This window comes from Candidatus Methylomirabilota bacterium, assembly GCA_036005065.1.
GTDB lineage: Bacteria > Methylomirabilota > Methylomirabilia > Rokubacteriales > DASRDR01 > DASYQW01.
Genome location: DASYQW010000159.1, coordinates 1 through 20,796, shown reverse-complemented (window position 1 = coordinate 20,796; position 20,796 = coordinate 1). Strand labels below are relative to the sequence as shown.

At 70.3% G+C, this 20,796-nt stretch carries 20 protein-coding genes; 14 read left to right on the top strand and 6 right to left on the bottom strand.

Annotated features, from left to right (window positions below; genetic code table 11):
* Positions 1–4: 4 nt before the first annotated feature.
* Together VGW35_11165 and VGW35_11160 are read left to right on the top strand one after the other, a co-directional pair.
* Positions 5–1,159: a Xaa-Pro peptidase family protein gene (locus VGW35_11165; GenBank protein ID HEV8308217.1), complete on the top strand. Its 1,155-nt coding sequence runs from the start codon at positions 5–7 to the stop codon at positions 1,157–1,159.
* A 23-nt stretch (positions 1,160–1,182) separates the two neighbouring features.
* On the top strand, positions 1,183–1,476 hold the full coding sequence (locus tag VGW35_11160) for an HlyU family transcriptional regulator (protein ID HEV8308216.1): 294 nt from the start codon (positions 1,183–1,185) through the stop codon (positions 1,474–1,476).
* A 6-nt stretch (positions 1,477–1,482) separates the two neighbouring features.
* Here the strand turns inward: VGW35_11160 and VGW35_11155 are convergent, their stop codons facing one another.
* A complete protein-coding gene (locus VGW35_11155) occupies positions 1,483–2,433 on the bottom strand; it encodes an NAD(P)-dependent oxidoreductase (GenBank protein HEV8308215.1) in 951 nt (316 codons plus the stop codon).
* Between the two features lie 113 nt (positions 2,434–2,546).
* Between VGW35_11155 and VGW35_11150 the strand changes: the two genes are divergently transcribed.
* From VGW35_11150 to VGW35_11125, 6 genes are all read left to right on the top strand, one after another.
* The gene (locus VGW35_11150) at positions 2,547–4,127 is read left to right on the top strand and encodes an amidohydrolase family protein (GenBank protein HEV8308214.1); all 1,581 of its coding nucleotides are present in this window, start codon (positions 2,547–2,549) and stop codon (positions 4,125–4,127) included.
* A 189-nt stretch (positions 4,128–4,316) separates the two neighbouring features.
* Positions 4,317–5,444: an ABC transporter ATP-binding protein gene (locus tag VGW35_11145; GenBank protein ID HEV8308213.1), complete on the top strand. Its 1,128-nt coding sequence runs from the start codon at positions 4,317–4,319 to the stop codon at positions 5,442–5,444.
* A gap of 74 nt (positions 5,445–5,518) precedes the next feature.
* On the top strand, positions 5,519–6,628 hold the full coding sequence (locus VGW35_11140; GenBank protein HEV8308212.1) for an extracellular solute-binding protein: 1,110 nt from the start codon (positions 5,519–5,521) through the stop codon (positions 6,626–6,628).
* 96 nt (positions 6,629–6,724) lie between these two features.
* Entirely contained in the window at positions 6,725–7,639 is a 915-nt protein-coding gene (locus VGW35_11135) for an ABC transporter permease (protein ID HEV8308211.1), read from the top strand.
* An 8-nt stretch (positions 7,640–7,647) separates the two neighbouring features.
* On the top strand, positions 7,648–8,430 hold the full coding sequence (locus tag VGW35_11130; protein ID HEV8308210.1) for an ABC transporter permease: 783 nt from the start codon (positions 7,648–7,650) through the stop codon (positions 8,428–8,430).
* A gap of 52 nt (positions 8,431–8,482) precedes the next feature.
* Complete coding sequence (locus VGW35_11125; protein ID HEV8308209.1) at positions 8,483–9,727, top strand: aminotransferase class V-fold PLP-dependent enzyme; 1,245 nt, start codon at positions 8,483–8,485, stop codon at positions 9,725–9,727.
* 18 nt (positions 9,728–9,745) lie between these two features.
* On the opposite strand, the gene VGW35_11120 is transcribed toward VGW35_11125, so the two are convergent.
* The 5 genes from VGW35_11120 to VGW35_11100 form a co-directional block, all read right to left on the bottom strand.
* Entirely contained in the window at positions 9,746–10,501 is a 756-nt protein-coding gene (locus VGW35_11120; GenBank protein ID HEV8308208.1) for an ABC transporter ATP-binding protein, read from the bottom strand.
* A 144-nt stretch (positions 10,502–10,645) separates the two neighbouring features.
* Entirely contained in the window at positions 10,646–11,401 is a 756-nt protein-coding gene (locus VGW35_11115; protein HEV8308207.1) for an ABC transporter ATP-binding protein, read from the bottom strand.
* Complete coding sequence (locus VGW35_11110; protein HEV8308206.1) at positions 11,379–12,359, bottom strand: branched-chain amino acid ABC transporter permease; 981 nt, start codon at positions 12,357–12,359, stop codon at positions 11,379–11,381. Before VGW35_11110 ends, VGW35_11115 begins: the two co-directional genes overlap by 23 nt.
* Before the next feature lie 9 nt (positions 12,360–12,368).
* Positions 12,369–13,235 carry a branched-chain amino acid ABC transporter permease gene (locus VGW35_11105; protein HEV8308205.1) on the bottom strand — a complete coding sequence of 289 codons (867 nt, stop codon included), beginning with the start codon at positions 13,233–13,235 and terminating at the stop codon, positions 12,369–12,371.
* A gap of 209 nt (positions 13,236–13,444) precedes the next feature.
* The gene (locus VGW35_11100) at positions 13,445–14,629 is read right to left on the bottom strand and encodes an ABC transporter substrate-binding protein (GenBank protein ID HEV8308204.1); all 1,185 of its coding nucleotides are present in this window, start codon (positions 14,627–14,629) and stop codon (positions 13,445–13,447) included.
* A 393-nt stretch (positions 14,630–15,022) separates the two neighbouring features.
* Between VGW35_11100 and VGW35_11095 the strand changes: the two genes are divergently transcribed.
* From VGW35_11095 to VGW35_11070, 6 genes are all read left to right on the top strand, one after another.
* Positions 15,023–15,607 carry an alpha-ketoglutarate-dependent dioxygenase AlkB gene (locus VGW35_11095; GenBank protein ID HEV8308203.1) on the top strand — a complete coding sequence of 195 codons (585 nt, stop codon included), beginning with the start codon at positions 15,023–15,025 and terminating at the stop codon, positions 15,605–15,607.
* Positions 15,608–15,719: 112 nt separating this feature from the next.
* Positions 15,720–16,763, top strand: a complete 1,044-nt coding sequence (locus VGW35_11090) for a 1-aminocyclopropane-1-carboxylate deaminase (protein ID HEV8308202.1) — start codon at positions 15,720–15,722, stop codon at positions 16,761–16,763.
* A complete protein-coding gene (locus tag VGW35_11085; GenBank protein ID HEV8308201.1) occupies positions 16,760–18,118 on the top strand; it encodes an aspartate aminotransferase family protein in 1,359 nt (452 codons plus the stop codon). Before VGW35_11090 ends, VGW35_11085 begins: the two co-directional genes overlap by 4 nt.
* A gap of 71 nt (positions 18,119–18,189) precedes the next feature.
* Entirely contained in the window at positions 18,190–18,426 is a 237-nt protein-coding gene (locus tag VGW35_11080; protein HEV8308200.1) for a type II toxin-antitoxin system prevent-host-death family antitoxin, read from the top strand.
* The gene (locus tag VGW35_11075) at positions 18,410–18,856 is read left to right on the top strand and encodes a type II toxin-antitoxin system VapC family toxin (protein ID HEV8308199.1); all 447 of its coding nucleotides are present in this window, start codon (positions 18,410–18,412) and stop codon (positions 18,854–18,856) included. The genes VGW35_11080 and VGW35_11075 overlap by 17 nt, the downstream gene beginning before the upstream one ends.
* Positions 18,857–18,899: 43 nt before the next feature.
* The coding region (locus VGW35_11070) for an SNF2 helicase-associated domain-containing protein (protein ID HEV8308198.1) at positions 18,900–20,796 on the top strand (1,897 nt) is incomplete at its 3' end.

Sequence of the window (20,796 nt, the reverse complement as noted above, 5' to 3'; positions counted from 1 at the left end):
CCTGATGGCGCCCCCGTTCGAGCGCTCCGAGTACACGGCGCGGCTCCGGCGCACCCGGGCCGCGATGCGCGAGGCCGGCCTCGACGTGCTCCTCGTGTTCCACCAGGAGCACATGTTCTACCTGGCGGGCTACGACCAGATCGGCTACTGGGTCTACCAGGTCCTCATCGTGCCGGCGGCCGAGGCGCCGATGACCGCCATCGTCCGCAAGGTCGACGAGCTGCTGGTCCGCGACGGCGGCATCGTGGACGACGTGCGCGTCTGGCTCGACGACGCCACCCGCGATCCCGCTCAGCAGACCGCCGACATCCTGACCGAGCGGGGACTGCTCCGAGGCGCGCGCATCGGGATCGAGCGGAAGAGCCACGCGCTCCTCCCGTACTACTACGACCTCCTGCGGGACGCCCTCCAGGGGGCGGAGCTGGTGGACGCCTCCGATCTCGTGACCGAGCTGCGCCTGATCAAGTCGCCGGCCGAGATCGCGTGCATGCGGCGGGCCGGCGAGGTGATGGACGCCGGCGTCCAGGCCGCCTGGGAGGCGCTCCGGCCCGGCGCGCGCGAATGCGACGTCCACGCGGCCGTGGTGGCCGCGATGTACCGGGCCGGCGGTGAGCACCCGTCGGTGGCGCCGCCGATGGGGACCGGGCCGCGGACGCTGACCCAGACGCACGGGGCGGCGACGACCCGCGAGGTCCGGGCCGGCGACCCGTTTCTCCTCGAGGTGGGCGGCTGCTACCGGCGCTACCACGCGGTGTGCATGCGCACGGCGTCGGTCGGCGCCCCCGGCGATCGGCTGCGCTCGATGCACGACGCGATCCGCGAGGCGACCGACGCGGGGCTGGCGGCCATCAAGCCCGGCGTCCGGACGGCGGAGGTGGCGCGGCTCGTTCACGCCCAGATGGCCGAGCGCGGCTACTCGCGCCGCGGCCAGCACGTGGGCTACGGGATCGGTCTTGGCTATCCCCCGACCTGGATCGACAACCTCCGGATCAAGGAGACCGACACCCACGTCCTCCAGGCGGGGATGAGCTTCCTCTTCCACGCGGGACTCCTCGCCCCCGAGGGCGATCTGTACGTCGCGCTCGGGGACCCGGTCCTCGTGACCGCCACCGGACCCGAGCGGCTCACGCGGCTGTCCCGCGACTTGACCCTCCGGTGACGTTGCCCGCCAAGGAGGCGCCCATGGTCAGTTTCCTGCGCCGTCTGTTCTCGCCCGGGAGCCGGGTCCCCGAGACGCCGCGCCCCGAGGCGAGCGTCGAGTACAAGGGCTACACGATCACGGCCGCGCCCGAGCGGGAGTCGGGCGGCTGGCGCCTGGCCGGCACGATCTCGACGGGAGCCGGCGGCGACCGGAAGGTCCATCAGCTCGTCCGCGCCGATACGTCTCCCGACCGCGACGCCATCGTCACCATGACGATCGCGAAGGCGAAGCGCATCATCGACGAGCAGGGGGACCGGCTCTTCGGGGACGGGTAACCGCGCTCAGGCGTCGGGATGCGTCGTGATGAAGCGGGCCGCCCGCCCGGGGTCCACCTGGGGGGCGCGCACCTCGACGCCGGCCGCTTCCTCCTGCAGCCGGAACACGACGTTGTTGTCCTGGTCGCCCCAGCCGCGGTTGAGAGCCGCGATGGCGATCTGCTCGGCCAGATTGGTCAGCGGCATCGGGACCTGATACTCGCGCGCCAGCTCGGTGGCCAGGCCGATGTCCTTGCGCGCGAGGCCGAGGCTGAACATGGGCGGGGCGTACTCACCGCGGAAGACCGTGCGGGGCAGGCCCTCGTGAAGGTAATGCATCCGGCCGAGGGCGCCGCGGCGGATACATTCCCACAGGGCCTCGGCGTCCACGCCGGCCTTGACCCCGAGGGTGAGCCCTTCGGCGACAGCCTGCCGCACGCTGTGGCCGATCATGTTGTGGACGAGCTTGGCCACGCAGCCGGCGCCGATGGCGCCGGCGTAGAAGACCTTGTCGCCGAAGGCGTCGAGGACCGGCTTCACGCGCTCGAACACGGCCCGGTCGCCCCCGACCATGACGGCGAGGTTGCGGCTCTGGGCGCCGGTCTTCCCGCCGCTCACCGGGGCATCGAGCACGTGGGCGCCCCTGGCGCCGAAGCGCGGTGCGAGCGTCCGGATCAGCGTGGGCCGGCTGGTGGACGTATCGATCCAGACGCCGCCGTGGCGCATGCCGTCCAGGAGGCCGCCGGCGCCGACGGCGACCGCCTCGACCTCGGGCGGGCCGGGCAGCGAGGTGATGGTCACGTCGGACTGGCGCGCGACCTCGGCGGGTGACGCCGCGACGCGGGCGCCGGCCTCGGCCAGGCGACGGGCGGCATCGGCCCGCACGTCGTGGACGACGAGGGCGTAGCCGGCCTGGTGGATGTTGCTCGCCATCGCCGCGCCCATGTTGCCGAGGCCGATGAATCCGACGGTTCTCATGATTCCTCCTGGCGCACGCGGTGTCCGGATGGGGTGTCGTACCCGAGTCAGCCGAGCGCGAGTATACGTCGTCCCGGGCGGGGAGGGTGAATCCCCGGTATGATCATCCGCTGATGTTCGACCTCGTGTTCCGCGGCGGGACGGTCGTCGACGGCACCGGGGCTCCCGGGTATGGCGCCGACGTCGGGGTCGGCGGCGAGACGATCACGGCCATCGGCGACCTCGGGCGGGCCGAGGCCCGGCGCGTGATCGACGCGACGGGCCTGGTGGTGGCGCCGGGCTTCGTCGACCCCCACACCCATGCGGAGGGCGCGCTGCTGACGGACCCCCAGCACCCGATGGGGCTCCGGCAGGGGATCACCACGGAGTTCCTCGGGATCGATGGGATGTCCTACGCCCCGCTCTCCGGACCGAACTACCGCGTGTACCGCCGCTGGCTGGCAGGACTCCTGGGCGATCCGCCCGAGGACCTCGACGTGTCGAGCGTGGCCGCCTTCCGGAGCCACTACCACCGGAAGGTGGCCGTCAACACCGCCTACCTCGTCCCGTTCGCCACGGTGCGGCTCGAGGTCCTCGGGTTCCGGGACGCGCCGCTCCGCGGGCCGGACCTCGAGGCCGCCCGCCGCCTGGTCCGCGACGGGCTCGCGCAGGGCGCGGTGGGCTTCTCCACCGGCTCGAAGTACTACCCGGGGCCGTGGGGCGAGACCGCCGAGCTGATCGCCCTCTGCGAGGGAGTCCGCGCGGCCGGCGCCGTGTTCATGTGCGAGCCGCGCCAGGCGAACCTCGAGCGGGCCCACGGCGGGAGTGGCGTCGCGGAGGCGCTCGAGGTCGCGCGGCGCGCCGGGGTGCGCCTCCACTTCGCCCACTACCGGACGGCGCCCGAGACCGCGGGGCGGATCGACACGATCATGCGGCTCATCGACCCCGCGAAGGCCGAGGGCCTCGACATCACGTTCGACATCTACCCGTACCCCTCCGGCAGCTCGATCGCGGTGAGCTACCTCCCGGGCTGGGCCCAGGAGGGCGGGCCCGACGCCATCCTCCGGCGCCTCGCGGATCCGGAGGACCGCCGCCGGATCGCCCATGGGCTGGATCACGACGAGTCGGTGCCGCTGGCCCAGCTCGTCTGCTCCTACGTCGGCAAGGACACGGCGCTGGAGGGAATGAGCCTCCCCGACCTGGCCGCCCGCCGCCGCTGCTCGCTCGGCGAGGCGCTGTGCGACCTGCTGCTCTCGGAAGAGCTGCGGGTGGGCCACGTGGCGGCGCCGCCCCGGAGCGTGGCGCTGTGGCGCCAGGTGAGCCGGGACTCGATGGAGCTCTTGGCCCGGCCGGACTACATGGTGTGCAGCGACATCACCCCGGCCGGCAGCCTGCCCCATCCCCGGGCGTACGGCGCCTTTCCCCGCTTCCTGGGCCGGTTGCGCCGCGAGTTCGGCGGCCTTTCGGTCGAGGCGATGGTGCACCGGATGACCGACCGCCCCGCCCGCCGGTTCGGCCTCCCCCGCCGGGGCCGCGTCGAGCGCGGCTGCTTCGCCGACCTGGTCGTCTTCGACGCCGACCGGGTCATCGACACCGCGACCTACGACGATCCCCGCCGGTTCCCGGTCGGGATTCCGTTCGTGGTGGTGAACGGCCAGCTCGCGGTCGACCACGAGCGACTCACCGGCGTCCTCGCGGGCCAGGCGGTCCCGTAGTTTCTTCGGGGGGCGCGGACGTTTGACTCCGCTGGAGGGCCGGGCTATCATCGCCGCGATGCTTCGCCCGGCCGGCGTGTCGTTCGGCATCTCCTCCGCACCGCCCCCGTTCACGGCGTGAGGTCGGCCCCCGAGGCCGCCTCGTCCGGTCCTCGCCCGGACCACCGGGGCGACTCCGCCCCGGTCCCGATGCCGCGGGATCCGGCTTCCGACAGTCGGCCGGATACCGCCGTCGAGCTCCGGGGCGTCACCAAGAGCTTTGGCCCGGTGCGGGCCCTCGACGAGGTGTCCCTCCGGGTCCGGAAGGGCGAGTTCTTCTCCCTGCTCGGCCCGAGCGGGTGCGGCAAGACGACGACGTTGAACCTCATCGGGGGCTTCGACGCGGCCTCGAGCGGCGAGATCCTGATCGACGGTCGACGGGTCGGGCACGTCCCGTCGTACGCGCGGCCGGTCAACACGGTCTTCCAGAGCTACGCCCTCTTTCCCCACATGACGGTGGCGGAGAACGTGGGCTTCGGGCTGCGGATGAGGGGCGTGGCCCGGGAGGAGCGTCGGCGCGCGGTGCGCGAGATGCTGCGCCTGGTCTCGCTCGAGGGGCTCGAGGAGCGTCGCCCGAGCCAGCTCAGCGGTGGGCAGAAGCAGCGGGTGGCGCTGGCCCGGGCCCTCGTCAATCACCCGTCGGTCCTCCTGCTGGACGAGCCGCTGGGCGCGCTCGACCTCAAGCTCCGGAAGCAGATGCAGGCGGAGCTGACGCGACTCCAGCGCAAGGTCGGCATCACGTTCATCTACGTGACGCACGACCAGGAAGAAGCCCTGGCCATGTCCGACCGGATCGCGGTGATGGACCGGGGCCGGGTGCTCCAGGTGGGCACGCCCGGCGAGATCTACGACCGGCCCGCCGACCGCTTCGTCATGGAGTTCATCGGCTCGCCGAACGTCCTCACCGGGCGCGTGCAGCGGGCAGAGGCCGATCGGGTGGACGTCGCGATCGGCGCGCTGGTGTCGGTCCAGGGGCGATGGAGCACGCCCCTGGAGCCCGGTGCTGCGGTGACGGTGCTGGTGCGGCCGGAGCGGATCCGGCTCTCCTCCAAGCCACCGCCGGCCGGCGGCGCGATCGTCACGGGTCACATCAGCAAGATCGCCAACCTCGGCTTCGTCACCCATTACTTCGTCCGGCTGGCGAACGATCAGGACGTGCTCGTGTACCGGCTCAACGACGCCGGGAGCGGGATGGGCGAGGCGCTGCGCGAGGCGCAGCCGGTCTACCTCGCGTGGGAGGTCGAGGACGCCCGCGTGTTCCGGGCGGAGAGCGGGTGAGCCGCGGCGGGCGAGGTGGAGGCTCCGGCGAGTGAGCGTCAGGACCGAGTGAGACCCAGGACAAGGAGGCCCAGATGGTGACCAGACCGGTCGACCGGCGAGCGTTTCTGAGGGGGTTGGCACTGGCAGGCGGCGGGGTGCTCGCCAGCGGGATCCCGGGCGTCGTCGCCCGCCCGGCGCGGGCGGCCGGCGGCACCGTGAACTGGATGGCCTGGGGCGGCCACGTGGAGCCCCAGGGGATCAAGGGCTTCTTCGACAAGACCGGCATCCGCGTGAACCACATCGCGATGACCGGGAACGCGGAGACGTTCGCGAAGCTCAAGGTGTCGGGGGCGAGCCAGTACGACCTGTTCGAGGCCGACGGCCTCTGGCCCGTCCGCTACCACCAGGAGGGGATGATCGAGCCGGTCCAGCTGGACAGCATCCCGAACGTCGCCAAGCACATGTATCCCGAGTTCAAGCGGATCCCGGGACTCCAGGCCAGCGGGGGCGGGATGCTGATGGTGCCGTGGGGATGGTCGCCCACGATGCTCATCTACAACAAGAACAAGGTCAAGACGCCCCCGACCTCTTACGAGGTGCTCCTCGACAAGCAGTACAGGGGACACGTGGGCTTCAGTGACCAGCACGAGTTCCTGTGGCCGGTGGCGGCGTACCTCCTGGGCTACGAGCCCTTCCGGATGACCAAGGAGCAGCTCAACCGAGCGAAGGACATCCTGATCCAGATCAAGCGGAACGCCCCGACCATCGCCAAGGGTTGGAACGAGCAGCTCCGGCTCTATGTCGAGGAGACCGTGTGGATCGGACTGTCGAACCCCGGCCGGGCGATGACGATCCAGGCCGCGGGCGGGCCGCCGATGGGCTGGGCACCCCCGAAGGAAGGGTACGTGGGGTGGATCGACGGCGACATGCTGGTGAAGGGCGCCGCCAACAAGGAGTCGGCGCTGGCGTGGATCGATCATCTCCACAGTCCGGAGTATGTGGCGACGAACTTCAAGCGGCTCCAGCGCGGCTGCGCCAACCGCGGCGGCGTCGAGGTGCTCCGCAAGGAAGGGCTGGTCGACATGGTGAAGGCCAACCTCATGGACCAGCCCGAGGTGGCGCTGAAGATGCGGCTCATCGAGGCCCCGCCGAACCAGGACGAGTACGCCGCGGCCTGGAACGAGGTGCTGGCCGCCTCCTGAGACATTTCGGGGGGGTCTCGGAAGACTCCCCCGATGGCCTCCCCGGAGGGATGGCGGCGGCGAAGCCGCCGCGCGGACGCTCTCCCGGGGCATCGCATGGCAAACCAGGACTACCTCGCGAACAGGGCCGCCATTCCTCGGGGGGGCGCGAGCGCCCGGCCGCGTGCCGCGACGTTCGACCCTCTCCTCCTCGGGCTCGTCCCGACGATCGTCATCCAGGGAGGCCTCTTCGTCCTGCCGATGGCGATCATGTTCCTTTACAGCTTCTGGACGACCCGCAACTTCCAGCTCGTTCCCGAGTGGACGCTGGCCAACTACCTGGCGTTCTTCCAGGGCTGGACGTATCCCCGGGTCCTCGGCAAGACCATCGTCACGGCCCTGGCGATCACCGCCCTGACCCTCGTCCTCGCCTACCCGATGGCCTACTACATCGTGCGGTACACGCGACGGTGGCAGCGGGTGCTGGTCGCCGCGGTCATCCTGTCCTTCTGGACCAGCGGGCTCCTCCGCGCCTATGCCTGGATGGCGATCCTCGGCCACGGCGGCATCATCAACAAGGGGTTGATGGCGCTGGGGGTGATCTCGGAGCCGCTGCCGTTCCTCCTCTACAACATCTTCGCCGTGATCCTGGTCATGACCTATTTCTCGTTCCCCTTCGCGGTCATCACGATCTACACGTCCCTCGAGAAGATGGACTTCGCCCTGGTCCACGCGGCGAGCGACCTCGGGGCCTCGCCGGTCCGGGCGTTCCTGCACGTGACCCTGCCGCTGACCATGCCCGGGGTGGTGTCGGCGGCCGTGCTGACCTTCGTCCCGCTGACGGGGATGTTCTTCGTGCCGCTCCTGGTCGGGGGGCCGGGCAGCGTCATGATCGCGCCGCTCATCGCCAACCAGATGCAGGCCTTTCAGTTCGGGCTCGGGGCGGCCATGTCCTTCATCGTCGCGGTCCTGGTCATGGGACCGCTGGCCCTCGCCTGGCGCTACCTCGATCTCGATCGCCTGAACCGCTGAGGCGCGGCATGGGTCGCCGGGTCTTCGTCGCGTACGGGATCGCCGGGTTCGTCTTCCTCTATCTCCCGATCGTGTTCCTGGTCCTCTTCTCCTTCAACGACCACATCATCCCGTCGTTCCCGTTCCGCGGGTTCACGCTCAAGTGGTACGACGAGCTGGGGTTCGACTTCGTGATGCACGAGGCGCTCTACAACAGCCTCTACGTCGCGACCGCCACCACGCTGGTCTCCACCGTCCTGGGCACGCTGGCCGCGTTCCCGCTGGTGCGGTGCGCGTTCCGGCTCAAGCGGGCTCTGCAGGCCCTGGTCATCGTCCCCATGGTCATCCCGCATTTCCTGATGGGCGTCGCGCTCCTCCTGTTTTTCAGCTGGCTGCGGCTTCCGCTCTCGCGGCTCACCATCATCCTGGGCCACGTGGTGTTCACCCTGCCGTTCGCGACCCTCCTCGTCTCCGCGCGCCTCTACGGGTTCGACCGCACGCTGGAGCTGGCCGCCGGCGACCTGGGCGCGCGTCCCCGGCAGGTGTTCTGGTACGTCACCCTGCCGCTGATCCTGCCGGGAGTCGTCGGCGCGGCCCTGCTGGTGTTCACGCTGTCGATGGACGAATTCCTGATCACCTTCTTCGTTTCCGGCCAGAAGGGGACGCTGACCATGCACATCTGGAGCCTCCTGAGGGACGGGATCGCCCCGCGCGTGAACGCGCTGGCGACGGTGCTCCTGGGGGCCTCCTTCGTGCTCCTGGGGCTCGGCGGCTGGCTGATCGAGCGGGGCCGGGGGCGCGCGACGGCTTGAAGCCTGGGGCGACCCCTGCCCGGCGGGGCGGACGGGTCGGAAAGGACGGACGATGAAGCTACCGAGCACGGGGAAGGCCCGGTCCGAGGTGATGGCCCTGCTCCGCGACGCGATGGCGGGTGACGCGCGATGGGACGAGGGCCGGACGTTCAGCCTCGTCTACGGCGCCGGGGCGGAGCATCTGGAGCTCCTGCGGGAGGCCTACGGTCTCTACATGGCCACCAACGGCCTGGGGGCCCGGCGGATCTTTCCGAGCCTCGGGAAGCTCGAGCCCGAGGTGATCGGGATCACGGCGACGCTCCTCGGCAACGAGGGGGGCCCCGGCAACCTCACCTCCGGTGGCACCGAGAGCATCCTGATGGGCATCCGGGCGGCCCGCGAGCGGGCGCGCCGCGAGCGCCCGGAGGTCACGCGACCGACGCTGGCGCTGCCGGCGAGCGCGCACCCCGCCTTCCAGAAGGCCGCGCAGCTCTACGGGATCCGCACCGTCCGGACGGCCCTCACCCCGGACTACGTGGCCGACCTCGGGGCTCTGGCCGACGCGGTGACCGACGACACGATCGCGATCGTCGGCTCGGCGCCCAACTACCCGTTCGGCACCATCGACCCCATCGCCGAGCTGGCGCGGATCGCGCGCGAGCGGCGGGTCAACCTCCACGTGGATGCGTGCGTGGGTGGGTTCGCGTTGCCGTTCCTGCGGCGGCTCGGCCACCCGGTCCCCCCGTTCGACTTCGCGGTCGCGGGCGTCTCGACGATCTCGGCGGACATCCACAAGTACGGGTTCGGCGCCCGCGGGACGTCGGTCATCCTCTACCGCGACGAGGATCTTCAGCGGGACGCCGGCTTCACGCTCGACGAGTGGTCGGCCGGTCCCTACCGGACCCCCACGCTGGCGGGGTCGCGGCCGGGGGGGATGGTGGCGGCGGCGTGGGCCGTGCTCCACTACTACGGAGAAGAGGGCTACCTCCGGCTCAACCGCGAGATGCGGGACACGGCCATGGTCCTCCGGCGCGGGATCGAGTCGATCCCGGGGTTCCGCGTGCTGGGGGATCCCATCATGTACGTCTTCGCGTTCGCGGCCGAGGGGGTGGACGTCATGGCGGTGGCCGATCTCATGGCCGCCCGCGGCTGGCACCTCGGCCGCCAGGCGACCACGCCGCCGAGTCTCCACGTCGTGCTGACCCCCATGCACACGCCGATCGTCGAGGAGTTCCTCGGTGACCTCCGCGCGGCCGCGGCCGAGGCCGGCCGGAGCGGCCGCGCCGGGGCCGCCACCTCGACCTACGCGAGCCCCTGACTAGCTGTCGCTAGATCCCTACCCTCCCCTCTCTTCGGGTTGCCTGCTGGTCCGGCGTCGTTCCCCGCCCCCCAGATAGAGGCGGCGGACCTGCTCGTTCTGCATGATTTCCTCACCGGTGCCCTCGAACCGCTTCTGCCCCAGCTCCAGGACGATGGCGTGCTGGGAGATCGCCAGGGCTCGCCGCGCATTTTGCTCGACGATCAGAATGGTCGTCCCGTCGGCATTGATGTCCTTGATCTTCTCGAACACGAGACCGGTGGTCCTGGGCGCCAGGCCGAGAGACGGCTCGTCCAGCAGGAGCAGCTTCGGACGCAACAGCAGGGCCATGCCCATCTCCAGGATCTGCTGCTCGCCTCCGCTGAGGTTTCCCGCCATCACCCGGGCTTTGTTCCGAAGGACCGGGAACTTCTCCATGACGCCGTCGATGTCGCGCCGGACCTGCGCATCGGTGCGGATGAAGGCGCCCATTTCCAGGTTCTCGGTGACGGTCATGGCGGGGAAATTACATCGCCCCTGGGGCACGTAGGACAGCCCCCGTCTCAGCAGCTCGCCGGACGCGAGATTCGTGACATCCGACCCGTCGAAGCGGATGCGGCCATGACGCGCCTTCAGGAGCCCGAAGATTCCTCCGAACAACGTCGACTTGCCCGCTCCGTTCGGCCCGATCACGCAGGCGATCTGGTGGCGCTGGATCCGGAAGGACACCCCGCGGATGATGTCGGGCTCGCCGTACCCCGTCACGTAATCCGTGATTTCCAGGATGTCATCCATCGTGGCGACCCAGGTCTTTTCGGGGGGGTCTCGGAAGACCCCCCCGATGCCCCCCCCTCGGTTGCGGCGGCACAGCCGCCGCTCGGAGCGCCTCTCGGTGCACCACGCGCTTGGTGGTCGGCGCCGGATTACTCGGACACACAGCTAGGCGCCCAGATAGGCCTCGATCACGTCGGGATTGTTCCGAATCGCCTCCGGTGTTCCTTCGGCGATCGTCTCGCCGTGGTCGAGGACCACCACCCGGTGACAGAGCTCCATGACCACGTCCATGTTGTGCTCGATGATGCAGAAGGTGTAGCCCTCCCGGTTCAACTGCACAATGTGATCCATCATCTTCTCGATCATGGTCGGGTTGACGGCCGCCGCCGGTTCGTCGAGGAGCACGATCTCGGGCTTGGGCATGAACGCCATGATGAACTCCAGGAGCTTCTGCTGCCCATAGGACAGGTGCGCGGCCAGGTCGTCCCGCCGGGCGGCCAGACCGACGAAATCCAGGAGCTCCGAGGCTCGTTCCCGGGCCTCGCGCTCCAGGCGTCGAACGCCGGGAGTCCGCAGGATGGAGGACACGATCCGCTCGCCCTGGTGCTGCTGAATGGCCAGGAGCATGTTATCCATGACGGTCATCTGGGGAAAGATCCTGATGATCTGGAAGGTGCGGCTCACCCCCTTGAGGGCGATGGCATGCGTCGCGTGGTTCGTGATGTCCTCGCCTTTGAGCCTGATCCGTCCGCCCGAGACGGGAAGGATCCCCGTCGCGCAGTTGAACAGAGTCGTCTTGCCCGACCCGTTCGGTCCGATGAGGCCGACGATCTCGCCTCGCCCCACCCGAAAGCTCACCTTGTCGAGCGCGGTGAGCCCGAAGAAGCGCTTGGTCAGGTCAACGGTTTCCAGCAGCACCATGGCTCGGCGTCTTTCGGCTCCGCATGAGGTCGTTGAGCCGCCCTCCGATGCCGCCCGGCACGAAGACGATCGTCACGACCAGGATCACGCCGTAGATCACGTCCCTGAACTCGGGAGTGATCCGCAGGTATTCGGGCACGAACGTGAACACGATGGCGCCGAGGATCACGCCGTGGAGCGTCCCGGAGCCGCCGAGGATGACCATGATGAGTAGCATCGTGATGTAGTAGAAGTCGGTGAACTCGGGGCCGACGAAGGCGATGTAGTGGGCCGTGAAGCTCCCGGCGATCCCGGCGAAGAAGGCGCCCACCGCGAAGGCCATCATGCGGTACTTGAAGGCGTTCACGCCGAGCGTCTCGGCCAGGATCTCGTTCTCGCGGATCGACACCAGGGCCCGGCCCACCCTCGAGTGGATCATGCCGTAGACGAAGAGACCGGTGAGGACCACCAGGACCAGGATGAAGTAGTAGTAGCCGGTCGAGGTCTCGACATCGATCCGTCCCAGGAATGGCAGCTCCAGCCTCGGCCGCGGCACGCCGGGGATCCCCATGGGGCCGTTGGTGAGACCTTCCCAGTTGATCCACACGATGCGGACGATGAGTGTGAAGGCCAGGGTCACGATGGCGAACGAGTGATAGGAGAGGCTCAAGGCCGGATAGCCGACGATCAGCGCCACGATCGACGCCAGGACGCCGGCCACGGCCAGCGCCAGGAGAAACGGGACCTCGAGCCGCATCACCAGGAGGACCGACGTGTAGGCCCCCACGCCGTAGAAGGCCGGATGGGCCAGGGACAGCATGCCCAGATACCCGACGACGATGTCGTAGCTCAGGGCGAAGATGATGTAGATCCCCGACAGGATGATGAGGTGCATCACGTAGGACGACGTCACCAGGTAGGGGATCCCCCCCAGCAGGAGCCCGCCGGCGACGAGAATCAGCGGCCCCGCCACGCTCATCGCCGTGCCCTAGATGCCGACCTTGCGGCCGAAGATCCCGTGCGGCTTGAAGAGCAAGATCAGGACCATGGCGACGAACGCGAAGACGTCCTTGTACTGGAGCGAGACATGCGCCACCGCAAAGCTCTCGACGACGGCGAGCAGGAAGGATGCCACGATCGTGCCGTGGATGTTGCCGAACCCGCCGATGATCACCGCGGCGAAGCACTTGATGACGACGAGGATCCCCATCACCGGATGGATCGCCATGACGGGAGCCACGATCGCCCCCCCCAGACCCGACAACCCCGCGCCCAGGGCGAAGGCGATGGTGGAGATTCGCCGGACGTCGATGCCGATGACCTGGCACGCGTGCTTGTTCTGAGAGACCGCCCGCATGGCCTTGCCGGTCTTCGTCCGGTGGACGAAATAGTGCAGCGAGACGAAGGTGGCGAGGGCGATCACGATGATGATCAACCGCTGGTAGGTGAGGACCACGCCGAGAATCTCGACGTTCTTGCTGGCCGTCTCGACGATGATGGTCCGGGGATTGGGCGTCCACACGACGATCGCGCCGTTCTGGATGATGATCGAGATGCCCAGGGTCGACAGGATCGGGAGCTGCCAGGCCTTCCCGATGAGGGGCCGGATGGCGAGCCGCTCGACCAGGAGGCCCACCAGGGTCATGCCGGCCACGGCCGCGACGATGCTGATCGGGTACGGCAGCTGGGCCAGGACGACGAGATACGTCAGGTAGGCACCCAGCATGTAGAACTCGCCCTGGGCGAAGTTCACCACTTCCAGGATGCCGAAGACGATGGTCAGGCCCACGGCCACCATCGCGTAGATGGCACCGAAGGAGAGGCCGTTCACGAGGAGCTGAAAGAAGGTCCCCATGTCAGCGGCCACCCGGGTCGAGGCGGAGTCGAGCCGCCGGGAGTCGTCCGGGTGGCCGGACCTCGTCGGGGAGCGCCGCCTGGCCTCGGCCGGCCTCGACCGGCTGCGTCGTCAAGCCGGCGCCGAAGGACAGGTCGAAGTCGTCCTGCCCCGGACCGCTCAGGACACCTCGCCCATGGGGACCGGGCCTGGCGTCGGGGTTCCCTGCCTCATTTCTTCGTTTTCTTCTCCCACTCCTCCCAGTACCCCTTGGGCCGATCGACTTGCACGCTCTTGATCGTCACGATCCGGCCGTCGTCCGTGATCTTGGCCACGACGACCCAGGTCCATGCCTGATTGTGCTCGTCGAACTTGACCTGCCCCGCGATGGTCTTCAGGTTGACCCGGGTCAGCCCGTCCCGGATGGCCTCCGACGTCGCGCTCTGGGAGAGCCGGATGGCCTCGGCGATGAGCTGCATCCCGACGTATCCGTAGGCCGACGGCTCGATGGGCTCGTATCCCCAGCGGGCGGTGTAATCCGCCTCGAACTTCTTGTTCAGCGGATCGTCGACCCCCGGATACCAGGACTCGCTCCCGAGGATCCCCTTCGCGATGTCCTTCCCGACGAGCTTCACGAACTGCTCGTTGACCATGTCGCCCTGGTTGAAGATCGCCATCTTCATGCCGAGCTCCGTGTACTGCTTCATGATGACGGCCCCGCTCGCCGTGCGGGCCGCGATGAGCATGGCGTTTGGATTCAATCCCCTGATCTTCGTGAGGACGGACAGGAAGTTGGTCTCGCCCTCGTCGTAGTAATCCAGGCTGAGGACCTTGCCCCCCTCCTTCTCGATGACCTCCTTGAAGGAGGCCCCCACCCCTCGACCCCAGTCGTCATTGGTGAGGAGGAAGCTGGCGGTCTTCCCGCCGAGGTCGACGATCATCTTGGCGAAGACCGTGGCGTTGATGTCGTCGGGGAGGTTCGGCCGAAACACCCACTTGTTGCCGCCGACGCCCGCTCGCACCGTGATCAGGGGATTCGTCGAGGTCTCCACGACCAGGGGAACCTTCTCCTGCTCGTGGATGGGCATGGCCGCCAGGGTGGCCGAGCTGCACAGTTGCCCGATGGCGGCGACGACCCGATCCCGGGTGATGACCTTCCGCGTCGCCGAGACGGCCTCGGCGGGGTTGCACTTGTTGTCCGCGGCGAAGATCTTGATCGGCCGGCCCAGGACGCCGCCGGCGGCATTGATCTGTTCGGCCGCGAGGGTGGCGCCCTTGAGGGCTTCGTTCCCGAGGAGCGCCACCGAGCCCGTGAGCGGCCCGATGTACCCGATGGCGATCGGCTCCGCCGCCCGCGCCACCGACCCCAGGACCATCAGGATCGAGAGAGCACCCATCGTGAGGAGCTTCGTCATGGCCTGTTCCCTCCTTCGTGGATCGGCCGGGGCCATCGACCTTCGTGAGGCACGCCGGGGGACGGGTCGGGAAGTTCGCCGCCGTGCGCGGGGCGGCGCTCCGCAGCCCGCGGAGCGGCCCGCCCGCCGGGGTGAGCATGGCGCGTGGCCAGATCGGGTGTCAAGGGGGGACCCCGCCCGTTCCCGTCTCACGACTCGAGCAGCCGACCGAAGCCCCGCCCGGGACGCCTACGTATGATAGCATCGTCGTCTCATCGGGTCGGTCTCGTGGTACTCGGGGGAGTGGTCGGTGAGCAGTTCGCGCGAGGGCGAGGGCCGGTGCCCGCGTGGCATCCACGACCGGCTGAGCAGCGGGCGGCGAAGCTGGGCGGCTGATCCGGGAGTCGGACCCCCATGCGCGTGACCCTCGCGTCCGGCGCCTGGCTCGACTACGACGCGGCCTGGCTCTCGCCGGACGAGGCCGACGCGGCGCTAGCGGCGCTCCGCGACGAGTTGACCTGGGAGCAGCGGCAGATCGTGCTGTTCGGGCGGCAGATCCTTCAGCCGCGCCTCATCGCCTGGGCAGGGGACCTCGGCTACCGCTACTCGGGGCAGACTCTCGAGCCGCGACCGTTCACGCCGACGGCGGGCCGACTCCTCGCGCGCGTGCGGGCCCGGACCGGCGTGCCGTTCAACCACGTCCTCGCGAACCGCTACCGGAGCGGCGACGACAGCATGGGGCTGCACGCCGACGACGAGCCGGAGCTGGGGCCCGACCCCCAGGTGGCCATCGTGTCGCTCGGTGCGGTCCGGCGTCTCATCGTCAGGCCCCGGCGGAAGCGAGACGCGGAGCGGCACGATCTCGGGCTCGGTCACGGGGCCCTGCTCGTGATGGGCGGAACCTGCCAGCGACACTACGTCCACGGCGTGCCCCGTCGGCCCGGCATCGAGGGCGAGCGCATCAGCCTGACGTTTCGGAGACTCCTGCGGGCGCCGTGACGCACCCCACGCCCCGCGCCCGGGTCCTGCCGCTCCTTGATCCCGCTGGTCCGACTCGGTCATCATGGATGGACCCGGTGAGGGCGGCCACCCCAGAGGGACAGGAGGGCGCATGAAGCTCGACTCGTTCGATCGATATCCGCTGCTGTTCGGACCCTCGCCGCTGCACCCCCTGGAGCGGCTGAGTGCGCACCTCGGCGGAGCCCGCATCTGGGCCAAGCGCGAGGACTGCAACAGCGGGCTCGCCTTCGGCGGCAACAAGACTCGGAAGCTCGAGTACCTCGTCGCCGAGGCGATCGGGCAGGGGTGCGACACGCTCGTCTCCATCGGAGGCGTGCAGTCCAACCACACCCGCCAGGTGGCAGCCGTGGCCGCTCGGGTGGGGATGAAGTGTGTGCTGTTGCAGGAGAGCTGGGTGGACTGGCCCGACGCGGTGTACGATCGCGTGGGCAACATCCTGCTGAGCCGGATCCTCGGCGCCGACGTCCGGCTCGTGTCGGCCGCCTTCGGGATCGGATTCAAGGAGAGCTGGGAGCGCGCCATCGCGGAGATCGGGGCGTCGGGAGGCAAGCCGTACGCCATCCCGGCCGGCGCGTCGGACCACCGGCTCGGCGGCCTCGGCTTCGCCCGCTGGGCCCAGGAGGTCGCCCGGCAGGAGCGCGAGCTCGGCGTGTTCTTCGACACCGTCGTCGTCTGCTCGGTGACCGGGAGCACACAGGCCGGGATGATCGCCGGCTTTGCGGCGCAGCAGCGGCCACGCCGCGTCATCGGGATCGACGCGTCGGCCAAGGCCAAGGAGACCCACGAGCAGGTGGCGCGCATTGCGCGCCAGACCGCCGAGCTCATCGGCATCGGCCGTGACCTCCGAGAGGACGAGATCATCCTCGACGACCGATACCACGCCGGCACCTACGGGATCCCGGACGACCGGACCCTGGCGGCGATCCGGCTGGCCGCGCGCCTCGAGGGCATGATCACGGATCCGGTCTATGAGGGAAAGTCCATGGCGGGTCTCATCGATCTCGTGTCCAGGGGGGAGATCGAGAAGGGCTCGGCCGTGCTGTATGCCCACCTCGGCGGCCAGCCCGCCCTGAACGCCTACAGTGCGCTTTTCCGAGGCGGCATCAGCCCGATCGGGCAGGGAGGACCACGATGACCACGACCACCGCCGAAGCCATTCGGCATCTCTGGACCCACAAGACCCAAGACCACCCGTGGCTCTCCGACGAGGAGCTCGTCGTCGAGCGCGCGGAGGGCGTGTGGGTGTGGACCCAGCAGGGCAAGAAGCTGATGGACGGATTCGCCGGCCTCGCCGTCGTCAACGTCGGACACGGCCGCCGCGAGATCGCCGAGGCGATCGCCGAGCAGGTCGTGCGGCTCGCCTACTACCCGACCACCCGGCAGTTCTCCAACCCACCGGCGGCCGAGCTGGCGGCGAAGCTCGCGACCCTGACCCCGGGCGATCTGGACTACTCGATGTTCGCGGTGAGCGGCTCCGAGGCCAACGAGCGCTCGATGCAGATCGCGCGTCACTACTGGATGGCCCGAGGCCAGACCGGCAAGTACAAGGTCTTCTCGCTCCAGGGTGCCTACCACGGCGCCACCGCGGGCACCTTCGCGGTCTGCGGCATCCCGCAGATGGCCGAGCCCTACGCCCCGCTCTCGGTGCCCGGCTTCGTGAAGGTCGCCCCACCGTACCCCTTTCGTGACCGCGGCGCCGGCACCGACGAGGAGCTGGTCCAGCGTCGAGCCCGGGAGCTGCGCGAGGCGATCGTGCGCGAGGGCCCGGAGACGGTATCCGCGGTGATCATGGAGCCGGTGCTCTCGGCGGGCGGCTTCATCATCCCGCCCATCGGCTGGCTCCGGGCCGTGCGCGCGATCTGCGACGAGCTGGACGTGCTGATGATCGCCGACGAGGTGATCACCGGCTTCGGGCGGACCGGACGGTGGTTCGCGTGCGACCACGAGGGTGTCGTGCCCGACCTCCTGTCGGTGGCCAAGGGCATCACCTCGGGCTACATTCCCCTGTCGGCCAGCATCGCGCGGCGCCGCCTCGCCGACGCCTTCCCCGAGGGCGCCAAGGAAGAGAACGTGCACCCGAACACCTACGCGGCGCACCCGGTTGCCTGCGCGGCGGCGCTGGCGAACATCCGGATCCTGGAGAAGGACGACCTCGTCGAGAACGCCGAGAAGATGGGCGCGCGGCTCCTGGCCGGCCTCGAGACCGCGGTGAAGGGGCGCCGCATCGTCGGCGAAGTGCGTGGACGCGGGCTCATGGCCTGCGTCGAGCTCGTCGCGCCCAACGCCGCCGGGCGGCCGCTCGACGGCACCCAGGTCGCCAGGCTGGACCGCCTGGCGTGGGATCGCGGGGCCATCGTGTACGCGCGCGGGAGCGTGATCCGCCTGGCGCCGCCGCTCTGCATCACCAGCAGCGAGGTGGATCAGCTCGTCGACATCGTGGCGGCCAGCATCGCCCGGCTCGAGGCCGAGCTGACCGGGTCGCCCGGATGAAGTGGCCGAGGCCCCGAGCGGCAGCCGGGGCCCCCTTGACTCGTGTGTGCTACTTGTCGCACGATGAGACCGTGCGATCCGCGGGCATCCGTGAAGCGCGCCAGAACCTGTCCGTTCTCCTCGAACAGGTGCGCAAGGGACGCGAGGTGGTGATTACCGATCGCGGCCGCCCCGTGGCCCGTCTCGTCCCCACCCGACAGGAATCGGCCCGGCCGTTCTCGAGTCACCGGCGCTTTCGGGCCAGAATCCGCCTGAAGGGTAAGCCGTTGTCCGAGACGGTGGCGGACGAGCGTGAGGATCCCTGGTAGCCCCGTCTACCTGGACGCCAGCGCCCTGGCGAAGATCTACATCGCCGAGGAGGGAAGCGAGGAGCTCGAAGCGGCCCTTCTCGATCGGCGCGATCTCATCGTGTCCGACCTTTCGGTGAGCGAGCTGACCTCCGCCCTTGTCCGCCGGGTCCGGGAAACGGAGCTCGCGGCCAGCCACGCCCAGCGCGTCTACCAGCGCGTGTTGCGCGACGTGACAGCTGGCGAGTTCCGTGGCGCGGAGCTGACCTCGGAGGTGCACCGCGAGGCCGAACGCCTGCTGATGAGCCTCGGACGACAGGTCGCTCTGCGCGCGGCCGATGCCCTGCACCTGGCGCTGGCTGGCCTTCAGGGCGCTCGGGTCCTCGTCACCTTCGATCGGCGGATGGGGGCCGCGGCGAGGACCCTGGGGACGTTCGAGCTGCCCGTGTAACGCCGCGACGGCGGACGGAGGGCCGGTACAGCGTGGTCCCCGCGTGAGGCCTGCCCATCTGGTCTTCCTCCCGCGCGCCGCCGGCGGTCCCTCGCTGTTCCTGTGGCCCGCCGATCGGGACTCGGACGGAGAGCCGGAAACCGTCGCCGCGCTGGCCGCGGCCGGCGGAGCGGCGACGGCCCGGATCGTCACCGCGGACCCGGCCGCCGCGCGCGTGTCCGGCGTCACCGTCCCGCTCGCGTCCGCGGTCCCGATCCTGGCTGTCCTGGCGGCCGACGACCTCGGTCGGGTCCCGGCCTCGGTCGCCGCCTGGAGCCTGGCGGCCAAGCTCGCCCTCGACCTGGTCGCGCGCGAGCGCGTCGCCCCCGTGATCGCCGCCACCGCCGCCGGTGCGGAGGCGCGCTGGGGCGTCTCGCTCGCGCTCTCCGAGGACGCCGAGCGGTTTCGCCGACTGGCGGCCGCCCTGCCGCCGGCCGCCCACGCGATGCCGGCCGGCCGCGGCGCGCGGGTGTGGGCTCCCGACGATCTCTTGCTCGAGTTCCTCGACGCGGTGGCCGACGGGCTCATCCGCGAAGGCGGCGAGTCGCCGGTGCCGGTGGGCCGCTGGGAAGGCCGGCTCGCCGCGGCGCTGATCGAGCCTGCCGCGGAGCCGGCCTTCCTCGGCGCCGGCGTCCTCGAGCGCGGCCTGGTCGAGGCGCTCTCCCAGTGGGCGGCGCCCGTGCGCGGCGCCCCCGCCTCGCGCGAGCCGCGACTCTGCCTCAAGCTCGACACGCCGGACAACGGCGAGCAGGCGGGCTGGCGGCTCGGCTACCTGCTCCAGGCGGCCGACGACCCGAGCCTGCTCCTGCCCGCCGCCGATGTCTGGCGCGCGGCCGGACGCCGCCGGAACTGGCTCGACCACACGTTCGGCGAGCCGCGACGGGTCCTGCTGCGCGAGCTCGCGCGGGCGGGGCGGCTCTTCCCCCCGATCGAGGCGAGCCTGGACGCGCCCGCGCCCGAGGCGGTGCGTCTCGACACCGGCGCGGCGTGGGGTTTCCTGTCCGAGGCGGCGCCGCTCCTCGGCGAGGCCGGCTTCGGCGTCGTGCTGCCGGCCGAGCTCGCGCCCTCGGGCGAGCGGCGCCTCCGCCTCCGGATGCGGGTCGGCGGCCGCGCATCCGCCAAGGCGGCCGGCGCCGTCGCCAGCCAGCGCCTGTCGCTGGAGACGCTCCTCGAGTACCGCTGGGAGGCCGCGCTCGGCGACCGGCCGCTCACGCCCGAGGAGTTCGCGCGGCTCGCGGCGATGAAGCGCCCGCTGGTCCGCTGGCGCGGGCAGTGGGTAGTCCTCGATCCCGCGGAGGTCGCCGAGGTCCGGCGTCTCCTCGGCGAGCGCGGCGGGCACGTCACCGCGCGCGAGGCCCTCGCCGCCGCCCTCGGCGAGACCCTGCCGCGCGAGGGCGCGCGTCCGCCCGTCACGGTCGTCGCCGAGGGGCCGCTGGCCGGGCTCCTCGACCGGCTCCGCGACGGCACCGGGCTGCCGCCCGTCCCCGCCGACCTGGCGGGCGAGCTGCGGCCCTACCAGCGCCGCGGGCTCGGCTGGCTCGCCACGATGGCCGCCCTCGGCCTGGGCGGCTGCCTCGCCGACGACATGGGCCTCGGCAAGACGGTGATGGTGCTCGCGCTCCTCGACCGCGTGCGCGCCCGCTCCAAGGCGGCCACGACGCGGGCGCCGTCGCTCATCGTCGTCCCGCGCTCGCTCGTGTTCAACTGGCTGCGCGAAACCTCACGCTTCGCACCCGATTTGCGCGTGCTGGATCACACCGGCGCCGGCCGCGCGCGCGATCTCTCGGAGGTCGAGGCCGTCGATTTGATCATCACGACGTACGGCACGCTCCGGCGGGATGCCGCGCAGCTCGCCGGTGTCGAGCTCGACTACGTCGTCCTGGACGAGGCCCAGGCGATCA

What these genes read in the sequence shown, in the direction of transcription:
- VGW35_11165 (HEV8308217.1), top strand. Translation starts at nt 5, where the DNA reads ATGGCGCCCCCGTTCGAGCGCTCCGAGTACACGGCGCGGCTCCGGCGC.
- VGW35_11160 (HEV8308216.1), top strand. Translation starts at nt 1,183, where the DNA reads ATGGTCAGTTTCCTGCGCCGTCTGTTCTCGCCCGGGAGCCGGGTCCCC.
- VGW35_11155 (HEV8308215.1), bottom strand. Translation starts at nt 2,433, where the DNA reads ATGAGAACCGTCGGATTCATCGGCCTCGGCAACATGGGCGCGGCGATG.
- VGW35_11150 (HEV8308214.1), top strand. Translation starts at nt 2,547, where the DNA reads ATGTTCGACCTCGTGTTCCGCGGCGGGACGGTCGTCGACGGCACCGGG.
- VGW35_11145 (HEV8308213.1), top strand. Translation starts at nt 4,317, where the DNA reads ATGCCGCGGGATCCGGCTTCCGACAGTCGGCCGGATACCGCCGTCGAG.
- VGW35_11140 (HEV8308212.1), top strand. Translation starts at nt 5,519, where the DNA reads ATGGTGACCAGACCGGTCGACCGGCGAGCGTTTCTGAGGGGGTTGGCA.
- VGW35_11135 (HEV8308211.1), top strand. Translation starts at nt 6,725, where the DNA reads ATGGCAAACCAGGACTACCTCGCGAACAGGGCCGCCATTCCTCGGGGG.
- VGW35_11130 (HEV8308210.1), top strand. Translation starts at nt 7,648, where the DNA reads ATGGGTCGCCGGGTCTTCGTCGCGTACGGGATCGCCGGGTTCGTCTTC.
- VGW35_11125 (HEV8308209.1), top strand. Translation starts at nt 8,483, where the DNA reads ATGAAGCTACCGAGCACGGGGAAGGCCCGGTCCGAGGTGATGGCCCTG.
- VGW35_11120 (HEV8308208.1), bottom strand. Translation starts at nt 10,501, where the DNA reads ATGGATGACATCCTGGAAATCACGGATTACGTGACGGGGTACGGCGAG.
- VGW35_11115 (HEV8308207.1), bottom strand. Translation starts at nt 11,401, where the DNA reads ATGGTGCTGCTGGAAACCGTTGACCTGACCAAGCGCTTCTTCGGGCTC.
- VGW35_11110 (HEV8308206.1), bottom strand. Translation starts at nt 12,359, where the DNA reads ATGAGCGTGGCGGGGCCGCTGATTCTCGTCGCCGGCGGGCTCCTGCTG.
- VGW35_11105 (HEV8308205.1), bottom strand. Translation starts at nt 13,235, where the DNA reads ATGGGGACCTTCTTTCAGCTCCTCGTGAACGGCCTCTCCTTCGGTGCC.
- VGW35_11100 (HEV8308204.1), bottom strand. Translation starts at nt 14,629, where the DNA reads ATGACGAAGCTCCTCACGATGGGTGCTCTCTCGATCCTGATGGTCCTG.
- VGW35_11095 (HEV8308203.1), top strand. Translation starts at nt 15,023, where the DNA reads ATGCGCGTGACCCTCGCGTCCGGCGCCTGGCTCGACTACGACGCGGCC.
- VGW35_11090 (HEV8308202.1), top strand. Translation starts at nt 15,720, where the DNA reads ATGAAGCTCGACTCGTTCGATCGATATCCGCTGCTGTTCGGACCCTCG.
- VGW35_11085 (HEV8308201.1), top strand. Translation starts at nt 16,760, where the DNA reads ATGACCACGACCACCGCCGAAGCCATTCGGCATCTCTGGACCCACAAG.